16 protein-coding genes are annotated in these 20,625 nt (G+C 64.7%); 6 read left to right on the forward strand and 10 right to left on the reverse strand.

The annotated features are described in order from the left end of the window. The first annotated feature begins 24 nt into the window (after window positions 1-24). Window positions 25-2,586 carry a protein kinase domain-containing protein gene (locus ACR9Y2_RS22595; RefSeq protein ID WP_435043926.1) on the forward strand — a complete coding sequence of 854 codons (2,562 nt, stop codon included), beginning with the start codon at window positions 25-27 and terminating at the stop codon, window positions 2,584-2,586. On the opposite strand, the gene ACR9Y2_RS22600 is transcribed toward ACR9Y2_RS22595, so the two are convergent. Next, a complete protein-coding gene (locus ACR9Y2_RS22600; protein WP_435043927.1) occupies window positions 2,568-3,140 on the reverse strand; it encodes an ECF-type sigma factor in 573 nt (190 codons plus the stop codon). The genes ACR9Y2_RS22595 and ACR9Y2_RS22600 overlap by 19 nt on opposite strands. Before the next feature lie 122 nt (window positions 3,141-3,262). Between ACR9Y2_RS22600 and ACR9Y2_RS22605 the strand changes: the two genes are divergently transcribed. Beyond that, window positions 3,263-4,633 carry a dipeptidase gene (locus ACR9Y2_RS22605; protein WP_435043928.1) on the forward strand — a complete coding sequence of 457 codons (1,371 nt, stop codon included), beginning with the start codon at window positions 3,263-3,265 and terminating at the stop codon, window positions 4,631-4,633. Between the two features lie 9 nt (window positions 4,634-4,642). Here the strand turns inward: ACR9Y2_RS22605 and ACR9Y2_RS22610 are convergent, their stop codons facing one another. The 3 genes from ACR9Y2_RS22610 to ACR9Y2_RS22620 all read right to left on the reverse strand — a co-directional run bounded on the left by ACR9Y2_RS22610 (window position 4,643) and on the right by ACR9Y2_RS22620 (window position 10,278). Next, window positions 4,643-6,352 carry a glycosyltransferase gene (locus ACR9Y2_RS22610; protein WP_435043929.1) on the reverse strand — a complete coding sequence of 570 codons (1,710 nt, stop codon included), beginning with the start codon at window positions 6,350-6,352 and terminating at the stop codon, window positions 4,643-4,645. A 32-nt stretch (window positions 6,353-6,384) separates the two neighbouring features. Then, on the reverse strand, window positions 6,385-8,796 hold the full coding sequence (locus tag ACR9Y2_RS22615) for an ABC transporter permease (RefSeq protein ID WP_435043930.1): 2,412 nt from the start codon (window positions 8,794-8,796) through the stop codon (window positions 6,385-6,387). 114 nt (window positions 8,797-8,910) lie between these two features. Next, a complete protein-coding gene (locus tag ACR9Y2_RS22620; protein WP_435043931.1) occupies window positions 8,911-10,278 on the reverse strand; it encodes an alpha/beta hydrolase family protein in 1,368 nt (455 codons plus the stop codon). A gap of 136 nt (window positions 10,279-10,414) precedes the next feature. Between ACR9Y2_RS22620 and murJ the strand changes: the two genes are divergently transcribed. Both murJ and ACR9Y2_RS22630 read left to right on the forward strand, forming a co-directional pair. Then, complete coding sequence (gene murJ, locus ACR9Y2_RS22625; protein WP_435043932.1) at window positions 10,415-12,058, forward strand: murein biosynthesis integral membrane protein MurJ; 1,644 nt, start codon at window positions 10,415-10,417, stop codon at window positions 12,056-12,058. Further along, window positions 12,058-12,801, forward strand: a complete 744-nt coding sequence (locus tag ACR9Y2_RS22630; RefSeq protein ID WP_435043933.1) for a zinc ribbon domain-containing protein — start codon at window positions 12,058-12,060, stop codon at window positions 12,799-12,801. Before murJ ends, ACR9Y2_RS22630 begins: the two co-directional genes overlap by 1 nt. Before the next feature lie 8 nt (window positions 12,802-12,809). Here the strand turns inward: ACR9Y2_RS22630 and ACR9Y2_RS22635 are convergent, their stop codons facing one another. From ACR9Y2_RS22635 to ACR9Y2_RS22660, 6 genes are all read right to left on the reverse strand, one after another. Continuing rightward, window positions 12,810-13,550, reverse strand: a complete 741-nt coding sequence (locus ACR9Y2_RS22635) for a LytR/AlgR family response regulator transcription factor (RefSeq protein WP_435043934.1) — start codon at window positions 13,548-13,550, stop codon at window positions 12,810-12,812. Beyond that, a complete protein-coding gene (locus ACR9Y2_RS22640) occupies window positions 13,531-14,667 on the reverse strand; it encodes a sensor histidine kinase (protein WP_435043935.1) in 1,137 nt (378 codons plus the stop codon). The genes ACR9Y2_RS22635 and ACR9Y2_RS22640 overlap by 20 nt, the downstream gene beginning before the upstream one ends. A gap of 106 nt (window positions 14,668-14,773) precedes the next feature. After that, the gene (locus ACR9Y2_RS22645; protein WP_435043936.1) at window positions 14,774-15,484 is read right to left on the reverse strand and encodes a LytR/AlgR family response regulator transcription factor; all 711 of its coding nucleotides are present in this window, start codon (window positions 15,482-15,484) and stop codon (window positions 14,774-14,776) included. Beyond that, window positions 15,481-16,521: a sensor histidine kinase gene (locus tag ACR9Y2_RS22650; protein ID WP_435043937.1), complete on the reverse strand. Its 1,041-nt coding sequence runs from the start codon at window positions 16,519-16,521 to the stop codon at window positions 15,481-15,483. The genes ACR9Y2_RS22645 and ACR9Y2_RS22650 overlap by 4 nt, the downstream gene beginning before the upstream one ends. Window positions 16,522-16,524: 3 nt before the next feature. Next, a complete protein-coding gene (locus ACR9Y2_RS22655; RefSeq protein ID WP_435043938.1) occupies window positions 16,525-17,370 on the reverse strand; it encodes an alpha/beta fold hydrolase in 846 nt (281 codons plus the stop codon). A 76-nt stretch (window positions 17,371-17,446) separates the two neighbouring features. Next, window positions 17,447-18,514 (reverse strand): NADH:flavin oxidoreductase/NADH oxidase, encoded by a 1,068-nt coding sequence (locus ACR9Y2_RS22660; RefSeq protein WP_435043939.1) that lies wholly within the window; start codon window positions 18,512-18,514, stop codon window positions 17,447-17,449. A gap of 95 nt (window positions 18,515-18,609) precedes the next feature. On the opposite strand from ACR9Y2_RS22660, the gene ACR9Y2_RS22665 reads away from it, so the two are divergent. Further along, the gene (locus ACR9Y2_RS22665) at window positions 18,610-18,882 is read left to right on the forward strand and encodes an ArsR/SmtB family transcription factor (protein ID WP_435043940.1); all 273 of its coding nucleotides are present in this window, start codon (window positions 18,610-18,612) and stop codon (window positions 18,880-18,882) included. 22 nt (window positions 18,883-18,904) lie between these two features. Next, complete coding sequence (locus tag ACR9Y2_RS22670) at window positions 18,905-20,437, forward strand: glucose-6-phosphate isomerase (RefSeq protein ID WP_435043941.1); 1,533 nt, start codon at window positions 18,905-18,907, stop codon at window positions 20,435-20,437. Window positions 20,438-20,625 lie beyond the last annotated feature (188 nt).

Here is a 20,625-nt window from a genome sequence, read left to right on the forward strand (position 1 = left end):
GTTTGCTATCTTCGGGAGAATCACGTGGACAGTTGGAACCGCATCAATACACTCTTTGATCGCGCCTCGGACCTCCCGCCCGCCGAACGGGCCGCTTTTCTCGATGCCGAGGCGCCGGACGAACCCGCCATTCGCGCCCAGGTGATGCGCCTGCTGGAAGAGGCGGAGCACGCCGGAGATCTCATCAGTTCCATCCTGCGCAGCGCCCATGAGGTGCAGCCCGAAGCCGAGCCGGACTCCTTTGGACCCTACCGGCTGCTGCGCGAGATCGGCCACGGCGGCATGGGCTCAGTCTGGCTGGCCGAACGGGCCGATGGTGAGTTCCACTCCCAGGTGGCCATCAAGCGCGTGAAACTGGGCCTCGCCGGAGAAGAGATGAACCTGCGGTTCCGCCAGGAGCGTCGCATCCTCTCCCTGCTGAACCATCCCCACATCGCCCGCCTGCTGGATGGCGGCACCACCCACGACAACCTGCCATACCTGGTGATGGAGTATGTGGACGGCCCGCCGATTCTGGAATATGTCAGCCGCAACAAGTGCAGGCTGCCGGAGATCATCAGCCTGTTCTGTACCGTCTGTTCGGCGGTCCAGCATGCCCACTCCAACCTGGTGGTGCATCGTGATCTCAAGCCCTCCAACATCCTGGTCACCTCCGGCGGGGTGGTCAAGTTGCTGGATTTCGGGATTGCCAAGCTGCTCGAAGTGGCCGATCCGGGCGACCTGACCCATCTCGGCTGGCAGCCGTTCACGCCCGCCTACGCCAGTCCCGAACAGAAACAGGGGTTGCCGCCTTCCACTGCCAGCGATATCTACTCCCTGGGCAAAGTGCTGGAGCAACTGGTACCCGCGCCGGACCAGGATCTGGCCTCCATCATCACGAAGGCGACCCGCGACGAGCCGCAGGCGCGCTACGCCACCGTCTCTCAACTCGTCGAAGATCTCGACCGCTATTCCACCGGGGAACCCGTCACAGCCCGGCGGGGCACCCTGCGCTATCTGGCCGGCAAGTTCCTGCGCCGCCATACCTGGAGTGTCGCCGGCGCCGCCGCCTTCTTCCTCCTGCTGGTCTCGTTTTCCTTCTGGACCGCCGTCCAGAACCGGCGCATCCAGCAGGAACGCGACCGGGCCGAAGCCGTCTCCGGCTTCCTGCGAAACCTGTTCGCCGCGGCCGACCCCGAGCGCAACCAGGGCGACCGCCTGTCGACCCGCGAGATGCTCGACCTGGGCGCCTTGCGCATCCGCGACAGCGTCACTGACCCGGTCACCCAGTCGCAGTTGATGGAGACTATCGGCGATGCCTATTTCCACCTGGGACTCTACGACCGCGCCATCCCCCTGCTGGAGGACGTGCTGCGCCGCTATCAGCAACAGCAGGCGCCCATGGGGCCGCAAGCCCTGGTGATGGGGACGCTGGCCGAAGCCGAAACCTCACGCGGGCGCCGCGAGGCCGGCGATCGTTGGGGCGTACAGGCCGTCGATACAGCCCGCCTGATTCTGCCGCCCGACAACGCGGTGCTGGCCCAGGTGCTCTTCAGCCGCTGTGCGCAGCTGCACGGCGCCACGAAGTTCTCGGCCGCCGCCAAGGCATGCCAGGAGTCGGTGCGGATCTCTGAGCGCTCCGGCCGGCCGCCCCTCGAGCGGGCCCCGCACTACGTTCTGCTGGGGACCGCCCTCAAGGACAACAACGACTTCAAAGGAGCCTCGGCCGCCTTGCAGACCGCACTGCGCCTGTCCGGCGGACCGGGACAGCAGATGAACGCCGTCCATGCCCAGGCCCGCGCGGAACTGGCCGGCGTCCACTTTCGCGAAGGCCGCATGCCCGAGGCCGAGCAGGGCTTCCGAGAGGCCGTCGCCTTCAAACGCAAGCTCTATCCCGACGGCCACCTGGATCTCGCCCGTGCGCTGAACAACCACGCCAATACGCTCGCCAGCATGAAGCAGCTCGACGCCGCCGTGGAGAAGTTCCGCGAGGCTCACGTCATGTACCGCCGTTTTCTGGGGCCGGAGCACAGCGAACTCGCCACCTCGCTCTCCAATCTCGCCGTCGTGTTCGGGGTCCAGGGCGACCTCAAGCAATCCTCACAGGTGCTGCGCGATGTCATCGCCATGCACCAGCGCACCACCGGACCGGGGAAACTGCCCACCCTGTCCAGCCAGTTGAAACTCAGCGCCGTCCTGCTGGAAATGGGAGATCTCCGTGCCGCGATGACGCTGCTGCCGCAGACGCTGGAGGCTTTGGAACGCCTGCAACCCATCCCCCTGGTGGATCAGGCGTATGCGCGAGCCCTGCTCGCCGTTGGGCATCTGGAGCAGCGCCAGCCGGCACAGGCCCTACCCCTGGCTCGGGATTCCTCCCTGGCCCTGACCAAAGTCCTGAAAGAGACTCACTGGATGCGCCAACTGGCCGACACCGCGCAAGCCGGGGCATTCCTCGGTTTGGGGCAACGCCAGGAGGCAGTAAAGATCCTCACGCCGCTGGCCGCCCTGTTCCAGAAAGGCGGCGCCAAGGGCTGGCGCGTTGGCTTGACGTACAAGTACGCGCGCCTCGCGGGGATCTCCGTCGCTCCTCAGCCGGTGCGCAAATAGGAACCCAGCCAGGCTTCGGCCAGCCTCAGCTGCCGGCGGACTGTCTCGGCTGAGACGCCGTGCAGGTCCCCGATCTCTTCCAGCGTCATGCCCCCGAAGTGCTTGAGTTCCAGGATCTTCGCCAACTCGGCATCCTGGCCCGAAAGCGTGCTCAGCGCATCGTCCAGGCGGACGACGTCGGCGCTGGGCAGGGAGCCGCCGATCACTTCGTCGTTCAGCTCTGAGCGCGAGAGCCCTCCGCCCCGTTTGCCCGCCAGTTCCTTCCGCGATTTGTCGATCAGGATCTGGCGCATGGCCCGCGCTGCCGCACTGAAGAAATGCAGCCGGTTTTCGTAGTTGCGGGCCGAGCTCTCCACCATCTTCAGGTACAGCTCGTGGACGATGGCCGTGGCCTGGGTTTGCTGGAACCGGGCCGGCGTTGCGATTCCGCCCGCAATCCGCCGCAGGTGGTTGTACACCAGCGGAATCAACTGCCGGTAAGCACTGTCATCGCCGCTTCGCCACTGACACAATAGTTGGGTGATCTCGTGATCGCCCTGATTCTCGCTATTCATAACTGGCCGGAATCCTGCACTATAGCAAAGCGCACAGCGGCACCCATTTCGGTGAAGGCCGGCCTCCCTCGTCACGGTCCCCAGGCTCCGGTCAATAATGGAGAGGTCCACACAGGAACCTCATGTCCCAGGCAATCGACTCCTTCGTCAGCTCCAACTCAGGCCGCTTCCTTGAGGAACTGAACAAGTTTCTTCGCATCCCCTCGATCTCCACCTCGCCGGAGCACACCGCCGACGTGGCCGCCGCCGCCGAATTCGTGGCCGCCAGCCTCAAAAGCGCTGGTCTCGAAAACGTCGAGATCATTCCCACTGACCGGCACCCGCTGGTGTACGCAGACTGGCTGCACGCCGCCGGCAAGCCCACCGTGCTCTGCTATGGCCACTACGACGTCCAGCCGCCCGACCCGCTGGAACTCTGGCATACGCCGCCCTTCGAGCCCACCATTCGCGACGGCAACCTCTATGCCCGTGGCTCCGCCGACGACAAGGGCCAGATGTACATGCACGTCAAGGCCGTGGAAGCCCTGTTCGCCGTCTACGGCAAACTGCCGGTGAATGTGAAGTTTCTCATTGAGGGCGAGGAAGAGGTCGGCGGCGCCAGCATCACGAAGTACGTCGCGGCCCATCACGAGAAGTTGAAGGCCGACGTGGCGCTCGTCTCCGACACCGCGCTCTACGCTGAGGGCATCCCCACCCTCTGCATCGGGTTGCGCGGCCTCATCTATATGGAAGTGGAAGCCACCGGCCCGATGCGCGACCTGCACTCCGGCCTCTACGGTGGCGCCGCGCCCAACGCCGTCTTCGGCCTGATCGAACTGCTGGGCAAGGTGAAGGACGCCGACGGCCGCATTCAGATCCCCGGCTTCTACGACCAGGTGGCCGAGCCCGCCGCGGCCGAGATCGCCAGTTGGAAGTCACTCCCGTTTTCCGAGGCGGAGTTCCTGAAGAAAGAGGTCGGCTCCAGCCGCCTGACCGGCGAACCTGATCGCATGGTGCTGGAGCGCGTCTGGTCCCGCCCCACCCTCGAAGTGCACGGCATCGCCGGCGGCTTCACCGGGGCAGGCGCCAAGACCGTCATCCCCGCCACCGCCACGGCCAAGGTGAGCATGCGCATGGTGCCGGACCAAGATCCGGACCAGATGTACGCCGCTTTTGAACAATGGGTGGCCGCCAATACGCCGGCCGGAATCCAGACCAAGGTGCGGAAACTCAGCGGCGGACCGGCCGTGGTAGTGAACCCCGAACATCCCGCCATCCACGAAGCGGCAGCCGCGTTCAAGGAAATCATGAACGCCGACTGCGTGTTCATCCGGTCCGGCGGTTCGGTGCCCATCGTCGGCGACTTCGCCCACCACCTGGGAATCCCCACCGTCATGATGGGGTTGGGGCTGCCGGACGATGGTCTCCACTCGCCCAACGAGAAGTTCAAGCTCGACAACTTCTACCTGGGCATCCGCACCGTGGCCCATTTCTTCGAGAAGTACGGCGCCTAGCCATTCGCCCTACGTTCGCGGCAGTGCCCCCGCACGAGCCGCGAATGTCCGGGCGGGCGGGTCATCGGTGCTGGCCTCAACACTTCGGCTGCGCGCCACCACCACCCCCTGGGTGAGAATGAGGGGCCACAGGACCCGCTCTTCCAGCACCTCGCCCCGCTCCTCGACAGCCGCGCGTACTTCCTCTGGCGACAACGGCCGCTCATCCGGGAATTTCCACAATCCAAACATTTCCAGCAGTTTACGCGTGAACCTGTAAAGTAGGGTGGGCGTCGGGAACGTCACCAGGACCGTGCCGCCCGACTTGACCTGGTCGAAATGCGCCTGGATCGCCCGGCGCGTGCGCGCCTGGTCAAAGTGCTCAACCAGTCCGGCGCTGAACACCACGTCCGCATGCGGATCCACAGGCAGATCGAGCACATCCTCCTGGCGAAGTTCCACCTCGGCGGAGGCCCGGCGGGCCAGTAGGTCCAGCCCATGCCGGTTCGTGTCGATCACTTCATAGCGCGAAGGCCGGAACTCCTCCTTCAGCCGGTCATAGAAGCAGCTATTGGCCCCGCCGATCTCCACCATGTGCGCGCCCGGTTGGACCCCGGCGGTCCGCATCATCCGCACCAGCGCCCCTGCGCTATACCGGCGCGTCAACCTGGCCGTGGGCGGCACCGAGTCGTAATAACCGGTCCAGTCGGTTGCCTCGCCCTGCTTGCGGCTGAAGATCAAGTCCCTTTGAATCAGGAAACTGGCTAGAAACAGTGCAGCTTCTACTCCAAGTTTGATGGCGACCACGCCGGCCGGAAACCGGTCGTGGATCAACAGGATCAGGAGGTAAGAGATGGCTGCGTTCGCGACCACCAGCAGCAGGTACTTCGGCAGCGTCTCCGTGTGAGGGCTCCGAGACAGAAAGACGGCCTTTCGGGCGGCCGCATAGTTGAACAACACCGCCACCGACCGGCCCAGTAATTGTGAAAGTAAGATGTTATGCGATTCACCGTAAGAGACTGCAAATACGGCGTTGTCGATGATAGCGGTGAAGACCGAGGCGAGCGTGAAGCGCAGCAGGACGAGGTAAATCCTCATCGAATCCCACAGGGGATCGAAGTGGGACGAGGCATTGGCATTGAGGTAGATGGTGCGGATGGGCAGCTCCACCGCCGGAATCCTGCGGTGTTTGGCCGCCAGCAGCATATCCAACTCGAACTCGTACCCGTTTGAGGGCAGTTTCAGCAGGTGCCCCGCCAGCAAAGCCGGGATCCCGCGCAGGCCGGTCTGGGTGTCCGTCAGGCGGGTGCCGACCAGAAACTTGACCATGGTGGCGCTGATTCGATTGCCGAGCTTGCTGCGCCATGGGATTTCCCCCTGAAACTGGCGGCTGCCCAGGATCAGGTGACCGGGATTGCCCGCCATCTTGGCGGCCACTGCGGCGATGTCCTCGGGCGAATGCTGGCCATCCGCATCGGCGGTCACCGCACCCGCCGCCTCGGGCCAGGTGAGCAGGATGTGGTTCAGGCCGGTCTTGAGCGCGGCGCCTTTGCCAAGGTTCACCGCATGCTTGAGGAGATGTACTCCATCTAGCTGATTTAGAATCGCTAATGACTCAGGTCGGCGACTGCCATCGTCGACGACAACGATGCGCGTGAAGCCCATTTCGCGAAGGGCTTTCACTGTTTCCGCCAGCGCTGGATCCGCCTCGTAGGCAGGAATCAGGATCGGCGTGTGCATTTGTCATACACATCTTACTCCGACTTCCCGTTTCATTCATCGCGCAATGCAAGCATCGCATCCACGCGGGCGGCGCGCCGCGCCGGAAGATAGCACGCTGCCAGCGCCACAACGATCAGAACTGCCGGCACAGCCGCGAACGTCTGCGGATCCAACGGCTTCACCCCGTAGAGCAGGCTCTGCATCAGGCGGGTGATCAACAGGGAGACCGCCAGCCCGGCGGCGGTGCCGGTGAGGGTCAGGACGAGGCCCTGCCGCAACACCAGCGTCAGAATGTCCCTGGTTGTCGCGCCGAGGGCCATGCGGACGCCCAGTTCGCTTCTCCTCAGGTTCACCACATAGGACAGGACACCGTATAGCCCGAGCGCCGCCAGGGTCAGGGCGAGTCCCGCGAAGCTGGCGAGAATAGCCATATAGAATCTGCGATTTGCAGGCCATTCATAAAGTACTTTCTCCATCGCCCGCGCCGGCTGTAGCGGCTGTTTCGGATCGATCCCCCACACGGCTCGTTCCATTGCGGCCCGCGTCGTACCAAGGTCCGACCGGGTTCTCACGGCCAGGATGAAATCAGTGAATTGCCGCGAGGGCGTGTAGATCTCCGGCAGGACAGTGGAGTCCGGCCCCATCTGCCGGGTGTCGCCCACCACGCCCACCACCATCAGCCGCGAATCCTCCTTGCCGCCCGTGGGTAACAGCACCGTGCGGCCCAGGGGATCCTGATGTGGCCAGACGACGGCGGCGAATGTTTCGCTGACCACGATGGCGCCAGGGGTCTTCGCCTCGGTCTCCTGCCGGCTGAAGCCACGACCATAGTGCACCGGTATTCCCATGGTTTGGAAGAACGTCTCGCTGACCGCGCTGCGGCAGGCCATGCGGAGCTCCCGCGACTTCGGATCGTCACCCTCCAGCCGGTAGTTGCCCTGCTCGACGTGTTGCATCGGCATCGAACCGGAGATGCTGGCGACCTCGACTCCGGGCAGCTGTTTCACCCGTTCCAGCAGCCGGTTGCCCATATCCTTCACGGTGGCGCCTTCAATTTTGAGCGTCAGCAGGTGGGCCGGCTGGAAGCCCGGGTCGACGTGCATGAGATGGCTGAGCGTCCGGATCATGAGTCCGGCGCCGATCAGCAGCACCAGCGCCAGGGCGACTTCTCCGGCCACCATCGTGTTCCTCAGCCATTGTGGACCCGTGCCCACCGTCCGCCCGCCGCGGCCCATCGGTTCCGTCAAATCGCGCCGTGCGGCGTGCCAGGCCGGCACCAGGCCGAATAACACCCCGGTCCCAATAGAGATGCCCAGAGTGAACAGCAGGACCCACGGGTCGAGACGCAATTCGTGGAACCCATGCGTGTCCTTGGGCGCCAGGGCGGAGATCAGGTCCAGGCTCCAGTAAGCGAGCAGCAGGCCGAGCAATCCACCGAGAAAGCTCAACAGCAGGCTCTCGGTGAGCATCAGCCGGATGATGCGGCTGCGTTGGGCGCCCAGGGCGAGCCGGATCCCGATCTCCCGCTCCCGCGCCACGGCCCGCGCCAGCAGCAGGTTCGCCATGTTGGCGCAGGCGATGAGCAAAACGAAGCCAACCGCTGCCTGGAGAACCAGGATCCCCTGCCGGAGTTCGGGTCCTACATCCTCCTCGCTGACGGGGTAGACGTTGACCCCAAACCCATGATTCGTATCGGGATGTTCCTTTTCCAGGCGAGCCGCAATGACATCCATCTCGGCGCGTGCCTTGCCCAGGGTCGTGCCGCGCTTCAGGCGGGCATACACGCTGTAACTGCGCCCCCACAGTGCCTGCTCGCCCTGTGCCGCGGCCAGGTCCAGCGGCAGCCAGACCTCGGGTTTCTTCTGCTCGGTGCCTTCGTAAGTGCCGGGCAGGGCGAAGGCATCGGGCATCACCCCGATCACCGCCCGGTCGACTCCGTCGACGCGCAAGCTCTTGCCCGTCAGGTTCCAGTCGTTGCCGAAGCGGGCGCGATAAGCGGCCCCGCTCATCAGGACAGTTGTCTTCATCTCCGCCGGCGTGAACAGGCGGCCCACGGCCGGTTGAACGCCCAACAGGGGGAAGAAGCCCTGCTCGATTGCGCCGCATTCCACCCGGGCCGGCCGCGCCTCTCCGCTGGCGGCGGCGAGTGAGCACTCCATCGGCAGAAAGGCCCGGATCTCCTCAAAAGACTGAGCCCCTTCCTTCCAGGCCCGCACGTTCGCCAGGGCGGGCGGCATGCGGTTGGCAATCATCTCCATCATGGCCGGGTTCTTTTCCCAAAGCATGACGAGGCGGTCAGGATCCCGCAGGCTCCTCAGCGGCGCTGAATTCAACAACACCGCGTTCACCACACTGAACATGGCTGTGTTGGCGCCCATGCCCAGGGCCAGCACCAGAATGGCGACCACCGCGGGAGCCGGGTTGCGCCGCATGGCGCGCAGCGAAAAGAGAAGGTCCTGCATGGAACTCCTTCCATTGGATTCTTTTGGAAGACGGACTCTCCGGCGGATTCGTTTCCGCTGAGTCGCCGGCGCATGGCAATATCTCACTACCAGGGGCTGCCAGCCGCCGCAACCTCAGTGCTCCAGGCCAGTGTGTTGCCGGATCCACCTGGAAACAGTATCCAGCAGGACCGGAGCCATGGTCTCTTCAATCTGCGCGTATTCGGCGGCGGCGCCTGTCGTGGCTGTCTGGAAAAGATGATTCAGGCCGGGCAGGCGCACAATCGAGAAATCGCGATTGCCGCCCTTCTTCAAGGCCGCCTCGATCCTGGGCAGGTTCTGATCGGGGAGCACCTGCAGGTCCTTTTCGCCGTTCACGGCCAGCACCGGGCATTTCACTTTTTCGAGAGCCGGCGCCGGGTCGTAGAACAGGAACTCGCGCATCCAGGGTGTGGTCATCCTCCGCGCCTCCCGCTCCGCTAGTTCGCCGGCCGGCAGGATTTCCAGGAGCTTGATCCTTGCCGCCGCGTTGTCCTTTTCGGACGCCACCACGGCCACGATCTTCATCTGCAGTTCTGTGTCTTTGCGGATCTTCTCATCGGATTCCCCCGCCGCGGCCATCTGCCGCGCGCCCTGCTCCACGATCACTTCCGCGCCCGTGACCCCCGTGCCGGCCAGCATGACGACGAAGGCCACCTCCGGCCGCCTGGCAGCGACCATGGGGGCGATGATGCCGCCCTCGCTGTGACCGGCCAGACCCACCCGCTTCGGATCGACGTCCTTGCGGCCTATCAGGTAATCGAGCGCACCCTCGGCGTCCCGGGAAAAATCCGTACTGGTGGCCGTGGCGAAAGTGCCGGTGGATTGGCCGATGCCGCGATCGTCGTAACGCAGCACCGCAATGCCCTGCCGCGTCAAATGATCGGCCAGCACGGCGAATGGCTTGTGCCCCCGCAGCGCTTCGTCGCGATCCTGAGGTCCAGACCCGGTGATCAGCGCCACAGCCGGAAAGGGTCCCGCTCCCCTGGGTATCGTCATGGTGCCGGCCAGGGTCACGCCCGCGGCTTTGCTCGGAAACTTCACGTCCTCCACCTGGTAGGGATATGGAGGCCTAGGCTCCTGCCGCCGCTTCCGCTCCTCCACCTCCTCCATCCGCTTCAGCACCAGGCGGGACTGCCTGCCCTGTTCGAACCTGCCCTCAATCTCGGTGCCCGCGGTGTTCAGTTTGCCTTCGAAGGAGGCTCGGAGAGTGGCGACCTCCCATTTCAGGACGCCATCCTGAAACGACGTGCTGGTGACAGGGACGCCAATTGCTCCCTGGTCGGGGCTGTCGAATTTGGATAGGAGGGTCCCCGCCGCATCCTGCGAGATGTGCAGGCGCAGGCGGAGCTGCGTGCCTCCGGCTTCCAGTGAGCCTTCCCAACTGCCCACTACCGGCGACTTTTGAGCCACCAACGGCGCCATGCAGGCCAACAGCAGAATGGCGGGCCGGAAACTAGACATGCAGTTCAGCATAGCCCCGCGGGTGCACCGCTGCTCCCCTCTTTTCGCCAGGCGCTATGGGCCGGGCCACCACCAGAAGAGGGTGCGAAGCCTGCCGGATTCGGAAACACCGGGCGCACCGGATACAATAAAAGTCTTGTCATCGCAGTCAGAAAAGGTCTTCAAAAGTGCTGGGATCGCATCCTTCGCCGTTCTGCTAAGCCGCATTGCCGGCCTGGTGCGCGAAGGGGTGATGGCCCGTTTGTTTGGCGCCGGCCCCTCCGCCGATGCTTTTGTCATCGGCTTCCGCATCCCGAACCTCACCCGCGACCTGTTTGCCGAGGGCGCGCTCTCGTCTGCCTTCGTGCCGACCTTCGTCGACTACCTGCACAAAGGCGACCGCAAAGAGGCGGCCCACCTGGCCAATCTTGTGGCCACCGCCATCATCCTGTTCGTCGGCGCATTCTGCATATTCGGCATCTTCATCAGCCCGTGGCTCATCACGATGCTGACCCAGAACTGGGCGGCGACGGCGCCCGAGAAAACGGCCGAAGCCATCAAACTCACCCAGATCATGTTTCCGTTCCTGATGCTGGTGGCCCTGGCCGCCCAGGCGATGGGCGTCCTGAATTCGTGCAACCAGTTCGCCGTACCCGCCCTGTCGTCCACGTGGTTTAACGTGGGCAGCGTCGCCTCCGGCCTGATGCTCGGCTTCTGGGCCGGCCCGCGGATCGGGATCTCCAAGATTGAGGGCATGGCCTACGGCGTGGTCATCGGCGGAGCGCTGCAGCTCTTCTGGCAGGTGCCGAGCCTGATCCGTTCCGGCTTCGGCTTCCGCTTCGCGTTTGATTTCAGCCACCCCGGCCTGCGCCAGATCTTCCGCCTGATGGGGCCGGCGATCATCGGCAACGCCAGTGTCCAGGTGAATGTGCTGGTGAATAGCTTTTTCGCGGCCAGCATCGTCGATCCGGTCCGCGGGGTGGATGGCGCCACCACCTGGTTGAGCTGCGCCTTCCGGTTCATGCAACTGCCGCTGGGCCTCTTCGGCGTAGCCATCGCCACCGCCACGCTGCCCGCCATCGGACGCAGCGCCGCTTCGGGCGATATGGACGAATTCCGTGAAACGCTGGCCCGCTCGCTGGGCCTGGTCTTCCTGCTCACTGTACCGTCCTCCGTCGGCCTGATGATTCTCGGCCACTCCATCGTGGGCGCCATCTATGAAGGCCGCCGCTTTGAGCCGTACGACACGCACCAGACGGCCGTCGCCCTGTCGTGCTACGCCCTGGGGCTGGCCGGCTATTCGGCCGTGAAGATCCTGACGCCCGCCTTCTATGCCCTCAAGGATGCCCGCACGCCGATGCTGGTGAGCCTTGGATCCATCGTGGTGAATGCCGTCGTGGCCTCCACCCTGATCCGCGGCGCGCACCTTGGCCATGCCGGCCTGGCGCTGTCGACCTCCTCCGTGGCGCTGATCAGTTTCCTGGTGCTGTTCTGGGTCCTCATGGTCCGCATTGGCGGCATCCACGGCCGCCGCCTGCGCACCGTCATCATGAAGGTCAGTACGGCCTCGCTGTTGATGGCGAGCGTCGTCTGGGTCTCCAGCACGGTGGTCACCGGATGGCTGGGGAGCCGTGTTTTCGGGCGTTTGATGGACCTTGCCATCTCCATCCCGCTGGGGCTCGGCGTGCTCTACTGGGCCTGCCGTTCCATGAAGGTGGAAGAGCTGGAAATGGCCACCCGCGCCCTGGGCGGACCCATTCTGCGTCGGTTCTCGGCGCTGAATGCTAAACTATCTAGCTGATGAACAAGGATTTGGGTTCGGCGCTGCGATTGCAGGAGTTAGACCTGCGTATGTCTGAATTGCGGCGCGAGATCGCGACGCTGCCGAAACAGATCGCGCAGATCGAAAAAGCGCTCGAGGCGCACAACAAACGCCTGGAACTGGATAAGGCCGCTCTGGCCGCCAATCAGCGCGACAGGAAGAAGCTGGATGCCGATGTCGGCGGCCATCAGCAGAAGATCTCCAAGCTGCGCGACCAGATGCTGGGCGCCAAGACCAACGACCAGTACCGCGCGTTCCAGCACGAAATCGAGTTCTGCGAGGAGTCGATCCGCAAGTGCGAGGACCAGATCCTCGACCTGATGGGGACGTCCGAGTCGCTGGACCAGAACGTGAAAAAGGCAGAGGCCGCGCTTGCCCAGGAACGCAAGGTCGTCGAGGCGCAGAAGGCCAAGGCGAAAACCCGCACGGAAGCCGACCAGAAGGAACTGAAGAAGCTCGACGCCGACCGTGTCGAGGTCGCCAAGAGCCTGCCTGCGGATATCCTGAGCATCTACGACCGCCTGCGCACCCGCTATTACAAGGACGGCGACGTCATCGCCCAGGCCAAGGACGGGTTGTGCATGAAGTGCATGATGGCTCTGCGCCCGCAGTTCTACCAGGAAGTGAAGCTCAGCACGACCATCAACTTCTGCGAAAACTGCCGGCGGATCCTGTACTACGAAGACCCGGCCCTGGACGTCGAAGCCCAGATGAACAACTAGTCCACAGGTCAGAGCTGCAGTTCGCGCTTCAGGTGACGGGCCCGGTCGCGGCTCACGTCCAGTTCCGTTCCGTTCGACATCACCACGCGCCAGGCGCCGGAGAACCACGGCATCAGTTCCCTGACGTGCTCCAGGTTGACCAGGTCGCCGCGGTTGATGCGGAAGAAGCCGTTACCGCCCAGGCACTCCTCCAACTCCGTCACGGTCTTATCGACGGAGTAGCGCTGCCGCGCGGTCTGCACGAATACCTGCTTCTCCTCGGCCGAGATGTGGATGATCTCGCGCGGGCTCACCAGCGCGATGCGGTTCCCCTGTTTCACGGCAATGCGGCGCGGCCCGGCCGGCCGGATCTCGCGGATCAACTGCCGCAACACTTCGTTCGGCAGCGAGTGATCCCGTCCCACGAACGTGCGTAGGCGGGCAATGCAGCGCGCCACTCGCTCCGCCTGCACCGGCTTCAGCAGGTAGTCCACCGCGTGCGCTTCGAAGGCCTGGATCGCGTATTCATCAAAGGCGGTGACGAAGACAATCCACGGTGGGCTGGCCAGGCTGGCCACCACTTCGAAGCCGTTGAGGCCGGGCATCTCGATGTCGAGGAAGACCGCGTCCGGCTCCAGCGCCGCGATCTGTTCCAGCGCTTCCAGGCCGTTGGCCGCCTCGCCGGCGACCTCCACATCGGGCTCCGCCGCCAGGTGGCGGATCACGATTTCGCGCGCCAGGGGTTCGTCGTCAACTACCAGGATGCGCATCGGCTACCTCTTCGTGACGGGGCAGGGTGAGGGTCACCAGGGTCCAATCGACGCGGGCCTGTTCCAGTGCAATGGCCGCCTGGCCGCCATAGGAGAGTTCCAGCCGCTGGCGGATATTGGCCAGGGCATGATTCTCGCGGAAGATCGTCTCCGTGCGCAGGTCGGGGGGGCCGTCGCCCGGGTCAAATTGATTCCAGACCTCGATCCGGACCGCCCCCGCGGCGGCCTTGATCTCCATGCGGATCTCTCCGCCGTCCATACGCCGTGCGATGCCGTGCCGGATGGCATTCTCCACCAGAGGCTGCAGCGTGAGAGCCGGCAGGCGCTGCAAGGCGGCTTCCCCGGCCGGGTCGAGCGTGAACCTCAGGCGATTGCGGTAGCGGAACTTCTCCAGCTGGAGGTACTCGCGGACGAAGGCCAACTCCTTCTCCAGCGTGACCATCGGCGCCCGCCCCGAGGTGAAGGTATAGCGAAAGATCTCAGCCAGCCGCCCGATCATCTGCTGCGCGGCCGCCGGATCGGACGAGACCAGGGAGGAGATCGAGTTCAAGGCGTTGAAGAAAAAGTGCGGCGCGATCTGCGCTTGCAGGGCATACACCTGGGCGCGGGCCGCCGCCTCGGCCAGCTTGCGCTCGCGCAGTTCGGCCTGGATCCGCATCTCATGATAGGTGCCCATAAAGAGGCCGATGATGGCCACAGCGAACGCCTCCAGCGCCAGCAGCCGCGTGATCCACTCGTTCGGGACCAGTTGGACGCCCCACAGCAGCCGCGTGATCCCGATGGAGACCAACGCGAAGAGCGCTCCGCTGGAAGCCGAAATCGTGATGCCGGCCAGCAGGCCCAAGCCGCCGGGCAGGCGGCGGATCCAGGTGCGCAGGAACACCCAGGGCATGCCCGAGATGAGGTAGAAACTCAGCGAATAGAGCAGGCCGGCGAGGATCGTGCGCAGGATCCAGGGCAGGGGGTCGGCCAGAATCGGGTCCCACGCGCGGCCCATCACCCAATGCAGGAACACGCCTACACCCGGGCCGAACAGGGCTCCGCCCAGCGCGCTGCGCAGGCAGGCGGGCAGAATGTCGCTGGGTGTAATGGATCGGCGCAGCAGCCACTTCAACATGAGAATCTGCCGCCAATGTAGCGCACCCGGGGCGCCCAGGCAGGCGATCCAGGGACGAGCCGTCGGTTTCGGGCGATGAACGGCGCGGCCGCGCGGGGGCATCGGGCTAGATCGACATCTTTTCGCGGAACCCCTGGGCGCGGCGGCGGGACATCTCCACCTGCTGGCCCGTGACCAGTTTCAGGTCGTAGCCGCCCTCCACGCTGGGCGTGATGCTGTCGATCAGGCGCAGGTTCACGATGTGGCGGCGCGAGGCGCGGAAGAAGATCTCGGGATCGAGGCGGGCCTCCAGGTAGGAGAGCGAGCGCAGGATCAGCGGCCGGTCCGAGGCAAAGTAGAGCCGCGTGTAATTACCCTCACTCTCGAACAGCGCGATGTCCGAGAGGCGCACAAACCAGCAGCGGTCTCCATCGCGGACGAAGATTTGTTGCGTGGCCGGGATGCGGGTGGCGGCGGTCTCCGGTTGCGGTCCGGCGGCGTTGAGGCGGACCAGGGCCGCGGCGAGCCGCTCCGGCGCGACCGGCTTCAGGAGGTAGTCGACCGCGCTGAACTCAAAGGCGCGCAGCGCGTACTCGTCGTAAGCGGTGACGAAGATCGTGTGCGGAGCGCGCTCCAGCGAGGCCAGCAGGTCGAACCCCGACCGGCCGGGCATCTGCACGTCCAGGAAGAGCACGTCGGGCTCCAGGCTGCCGATGAGGATCTCGGCCTCCTCCGCGTTGGCGGCTTCGGCCGCGATTTCGATCTCGGGATGGGCGGCCAGCAGGCGGCGCAGCTCCATCCGCGCCAGGCGTTCGTCGTCAACGAGAATGGCTTTCATTGGGGGATGCTCACCCTGGCCAGTACCAGGGGCCCTTCTTCCGAGGATTGTTGGGCCAGTTCCAGGCGCGCACGGTCGCCATAGCGCAGCTGCAGCCGGCGGCGTGCATTTTCCAGGCCGATGCCGCCGGATTCCGGCTTGGCTTCCAGCGTCCCGGGGTTGGAGACGGATAGTTGAAGCTGGCTGTCCCGCAGGACAGCGGAGAGGTGCACCGTGCCGCCCGCGGTGTGGCGCGCGATGCCGTGTTTGAGGGCGTTTTCGACCAGGGTCTGCAGCAGCATCGGCGGCAGCCGCGCCGTGAGCGTCTCGGGCGGAATATCCTGGACCACGCGCAGGCGGTCTTCGAAGCGCATCAGTTCCAGGTCCAGGTATTCGTCGACCATCGCCAGCTCTTCGGAAAGGGGCACATCGGCGCGCTCGCCGGACTGCAGCGTATAACGCAGCAGCGAAGAGAGCATCGTAACGGCATGTTGCGCGCGCGGCGGATCTTCGGAAATCAGGGCGCGGATGGAGTTCAGGCAGTTGAACAGGAAGTGCGGATTGAGCTGCGCGCGCAGGGCGAGGAAGCTGGCTTCGCGCGCGGTGAGGTCCAGTTGCAGGGCGTGCAGTTCGGCGCGGCGCGAGCGGGCAAAGTAGTGGGCTCCGAAGTAGAGCGCCAGCCACAGCGAGAAGACAGCGGTCCAGAACAGGATGTTGATGACGTAGCCCGAAAGCTTCGTGATCTCCCATGTCATGAAATGGAAGACATAGATCATCATCAACAGACTGGCGAAGGTCACGGCTGTGGAGGTGACGATCGCTGCGCCCAGCGCGCGTGCGGCTCCGGCCAGGATGGGCAGCGCCACCCAGCGGCCGCGCCGGATCCACAGCCGCAGGCAGTGCGAGCCCAGGAATCCGGCCAGGCCGAACCAGAGCGTGGCGAAGCGCTGCGACGGCTGGCGGTTGCCCGTATAACTGCCGTAGACGGCGCCGTTGGCAATCGTCCACAGCGTCCAGCCCACGATCTGGCACAGCCAGTAGGTGCGCGCCGAGTACATCTTCTACTTCGTGCCTTTCAGGAATTCGTCCATCGCCTCCATCATCTTCGCAGGCTGGTCGAACATGATGAAGTGCTTCGAGTCGGGATAGCGCACGATGCGGGCGCCGGGGAGCGCCGAGTATTGTGTTTCGTAGTTCTTCACGGCCGACTCCGGGTAGCCTTTCAGTGCGGCCAGCACCAGCGCCGGGACTTTTGCTTTGGAAACATCGGCTCGCAGGTCTGTTTGAAACAGTTCGGCCATTCCGCGTGCGACCGTGCCCGGGTCCGATTGAATGCCCCATTCCATGGCTTTTGCTTTGCCCTCGTCGCCGCTGATCATGGTGTCGAGGGCCGGGTTGTGCTTCTGGTAGTTCACCCAGGCTTCGCCCTTCGTGCCGGCGATCATGCCGCGCATCTGGTCCGCCTGCGGTTTCATCGATTCGACAGTCGCCCCAGGCATCCAGGCGGCGGGCAGGAAGGGCAAGGAATCGACGATCACGATGGGGCCGGTGAGATCCGGGTCGGACTCCGCCAGCCACAGGGCGAGGAAGCCGCCCAGGCTATGGCCGACGATGACCGGCTTGGTGAGCTTCTTCTCGCGGATATAGGCTGCGAGCTGGTCGCGTACGGTCTGCAGCAGCGGAGCGGATTCCGGCAGCGGCGGCTGTCCGGCAAAACCGGCCAGCGTCAGGACATGGCATTCGTAGCGGTCTTTGTAGTGGGCGACGGTCGTATCCCAGACAGCTCCGGCGGATTGCAGGCCCGGGATGAGGATCATCTTGGGCTTTTCCGCGCCCGGAGCTACGACGTCGACATGGAAGGCAGGCACGGCGGCCAGCATCGCAACGGCAAAAGTGGTGAGCAGCATCGTGATGCCAGCATGCCAGGAGGTTGCGGTGCGGCCGCCGTGATTGTGACGAGCGGTTTCGGGGCTGGACGAACGGTTACAGGGCGCGCAGGTACTGCGGCGGGACACGCGGCGCGGCGCCCAGTTGCTTGGCGGCCAGAATCGCCCAGTAGGGCTCGCGCAGCATTTCGCGCGCCAGCAGGACGAGGTCGGCCTTGCCTTCGGACAGGATCGCTTCCGCCTGCGGCGCCTCGGTGATCACCCCAACGGCGCCCGTGGCCAGGCCCGCTTCCTTGCGGACGCGCTCGGCGAACTGCACCTGGTAGCCCGGTCCGACAGGGATCTTCGCGTAGGGCACAGTTCCGCCCGACGAGCAGTCCAGCAGGTCGACGCCGTGCTGCTTCAGGACGGCGGCGAAGCGGACCGTGTCGTCGGCGGTCCAGCCGCCCGGGGCCCAGTCGCTGGAGGTGATGCGGTAGAAAAGCGGCTTGTCAGCCGGCCAGGCGGCGCGCACGGCGTCCGTCACTTCCAGCGGAAAGCGCGTGCGGTTCTCAAACGAGCCGCCGTATTCATCCGTGCGGTGGTTGGCCAGCGGAGAGAGGAACTCGCTCAAAAGGTAGCCGTGGGCGCCGTGGATCTCGACAACATCGAAGCCGGCTTCCAGGGCACGGCGGGCGGCCGCGGCAAACTTCGCCACCAGTTCAGCCAGCTCGGCCTTAGACAGTTCGGCCGGCGGACGCTCGCCTTCCGCAAACGGGATCGCGCTCGGCGCCACGGTCTGCCAGCCGCCATTGTCCAGGCTGAGCTGCTTGCCACCCAGCCACGGCAGGTCGCAACTCGCCTTCCGCCCCGCATGTGCCAGCTGGATGCCGGCCGCCGTCCCCTGCGAATGCAGGAAATTGACAATGCGCCGCAACGGCGCAATCTGCTCCTCGTTGTAAATGCCCAGGTCGCCCGGAGTGATGCGGCCGCGCGCCTCCACTCCGGATGCCTCGACGATAAATAGCCCCACCCCACCCACGGCGCGTGAGCCCGCATTCACCAGATGCCAGTCGTTGGCCACCCCGTCCACGGCGGAGTACTGGCACATGGGCGAAACAACCACCCGGTTGGGCAGCGTCAATCCCCTCAGTTTCAGGGGCGAGAAAAGAACTGGTTCGCTCATGACCGCAGTGTAAAGGGGAGTTGGGGGCGTAGTCAAGTACTCGTTTGAATAAATGAGTACTTGAACTCGCCGCTCCTTAGCAGTATCCTGGGGGCGTGAAAGCGACACTCGATACCGAACGGACCGCGAAAGTGCTGGCCGCGGTTGGCGATCCCATCCGGCTGCGCTTTGTCCAGGCGCTCGGCGACGCGGATGAGATGTCGAGTTCCGCCGCGGCCGAGACTCTGGGCGTCAGCCTGGCCCTGCTCTGCCACCACGCGCGCATCCTGGTCGAGGCAGGGGTTGTCGGCAAGCGCAAAGAGGCGCAGACGGCGTACTATAGCCTCAACAGGAAGATCTTGCGGGATTCGCTGAAGGGGCTTGTCTAGTCAGCTGGGAGAAAATAGGAACGTGACTCAACAAGAACATTGGCAACGGTACCAGAAGTATCTCAGCGGCGTTCCGGCCGTGGATTTGAAGCTCGACATCAGCCGCATCCGGTTTGACGATGCGTGGCTGGCTCAGATGGAGCCGGCCATGCAAAAGGCCTATGCAGCCATGTCGGCCCTCGAAGCGGGCGCCATCGCGAACCCGGATGAGAAGCGCATGGTGGGTCATTATTGGTTGCGCACGCCGGCCCTGGCTCCGCAGCCCCAACTGCGCACCGAAATCGAATCCTCGCTGGCAGCTATCAAGGAATTCGCCACCCGCGTTCATCAACTGGGTGCGCACACCGACGTGCTCTCCATCGGCATTGGCGGTTCCGCCCTGGGCCCCATGTTCGTGGCCGACGCCCTCGGCCATCCCGCCACCGACAAGATGCGGGTCCACTTCTTTGACAACACCGATCCCGACGGCATCGAACGTGTTCTCAGCAGCCTGGCCGGACGTCTCGAAAAGACCCTCGTCCTGGTGATCTCCAAGTCGGGCGGCACGCCTGAAACCTACAACGGCATGGTGCTGGCCGAAGGCGCCTTCCGCCGCGCCGGTCTCAACTTCGCCGACCATGCCGTTGCCATCACCATGCCGGGCTCGAAGCTCGACCAGCATGCCATCGACCACAAGTGGCTGCAGCGCTTCGTGATGTTCGACTGGGTGGGCGGCCGCACCTCGGAACTGTCGGCCGTCGGCCTGCTCGCCGCCGCCTTGCAAGGCCTGGACATCGATGCCATGCTGGCCGGCGCCTCAGCGGTCGACGCCCAGACCCGTTCCACTGTCACGGCCCAGAATCCGGCCGCCCTGCTGGCCCTCATGTGGCACTCCGCCACCGGCGGCAAGGGCCTCAAAGATATGGTCGTCCTCCCCTATAAGGACCGCCTGCTGCTGTTCAGCCGCTACCTGCAGCAGCTCGTCATGGAATCGCTGGGCAAGCGCCTCGACCTCGACGGCAACCGCGTCGACCAGGGCCTGAGCGTCTACGGCAACAAGGGTTCCACAGACCAGCATGCCTATGTCCAGCAGCTTCGCGACGGCGTCAACAACTTCTTCATGACGTTTCTGCGCGTCCTGGAAGACGGCGGCGATCCGCTCGAGTTCGAGGCTGGAGTACGCGCCGGCGACTACCTCGACGGCTTCCTGCTGGGCACCCGTGAAGCCCTCGACGGCAACGACCGTCAGTCGATCACCATCACCATCCCGAGGGTCGACGCCACGCGCGTCGGAGCCCTGATCGCGCTCTTCGAACGCGCCGTCGGCTTCTACGCTTCGTTAGTCAACATCAACGCCTATCACCAGCCCGGAGTGGAAGCGGGCAAGAAAGCCGCAGCCGCCGTCCTCGACCTCCAAAAGAAGATCCTGTCTGCGCTCACCCCCGCCCCCAAGCCAGTGGAAGCCATCGCGGCCGAAGCCGGCACGGAAAACGTCGAGGCCGTCTACCTGATCCTCGAGCACCTGGCGGCCAACCGCCGCGCCACCCAATCCGCCGAAGGCTTCGCCAGAAGCTAGAAAGCAGCGGGCCGCGCGGCAATCCCGCCCGGCCCGCCCGCTTGTCCAATCAGCGCAATCGCAACGAACCACGACCGTGAGGGAGTGGTCCAAACTTCGAATAACCGCCAAACCAGACGAAGCTGCCCACCCAGCCCCAGTCCCGGAGCGCCAGCGACGGGCTAAGCGTGTCTTCCCCAGGCATCCTC

It is taken from the genome of Paludibaculum fermentans (assembly GCF_051172195.1).
GTDB lineage: Bacteria > Acidobacteriota > Terriglobia > Bryobacterales > Bryobacteraceae > Paludibaculum > Paludibaculum fermentans_A.

Bases quoted from the DNA above. Each gene is read 5' to 3' on its own strand.
- ACR9Y2_RS22630 (WP_435043933.1), top strand. From the start codon at position 12,058: ATGAACAAGGATTTGGGTTCGGCGCTGCGATTGCAGGAGTTAGACCTG.
- ACR9Y2_RS22615 (WP_435043930.1), bottom strand. From the start codon at position 8,796: ATGCAGGACCTTCTCTTTTCGCTGCGCGCCATGCGGCGCAACCCGGCT.
- ACR9Y2_RS22605 (WP_435043928.1), top strand. From the start codon at position 3,263: ATGTCCCAGGCAATCGACTCCTTCGTCAGCTCCAACTCAGGCCGCTTC.
- ACR9Y2_RS22635 (WP_435043934.1), bottom strand. From the start codon at position 13,550: ATGCGCATCCTGGTAGTTGACGACGAACCCCTGGCGCGCGAAATCGTG.
- ACR9Y2_RS22620 (WP_435043931.1), bottom strand. From the start codon at position 10,278: ATGTCTAGTTTCCGGCCCGCCATTCTGCTGTTGGCCTGCATGGCGCCG.
- ACR9Y2_RS22600 (WP_435043927.1), bottom strand. From the start codon at position 3,140: ATGAATAGCGAGAATCAGGGCGATCACGAGATCACCCAACTATTGTGT.
- ACR9Y2_RS22610 (WP_435043929.1), bottom strand. From the start codon at position 6,352: ATGCACACGCCGATCCTGATTCCTGCCTACGAGGCGGATCCAGCGCTG.
- ACR9Y2_RS22650 (WP_435043937.1), bottom strand. From the start codon at position 16,521: ATGTACTCGGCGCGCACCTACTGGCTGTGCCAGATCGTGGGCTGGACG.
- ACR9Y2_RS22655 (WP_435043938.1), bottom strand. From the start codon at position 17,370: ATGCTGCTCACCACTTTTGCCGTTGCGATGCTGGCCGCCGTGCCTGCC.
- ACR9Y2_RS22660 (WP_435043939.1), bottom strand. From the start codon at position 18,514: ATGAGCGAACCAGTTCTTTTCTCGCCCCTGAAACTGAGGGGATTGACG.
- ACR9Y2_RS22640 (WP_435043935.1), bottom strand. From the start codon at position 14,667: ATGTTGAAGTGGCTGCTGCGCCGATCCATTACACCCAGCGACATTCTG.
- ACR9Y2_RS22645 (WP_435043936.1), bottom strand. From the start codon at position 15,484: ATGAAAGCCATTCTCGTTGACGACGAACGCCTGGCGCGGATGGAGCTG.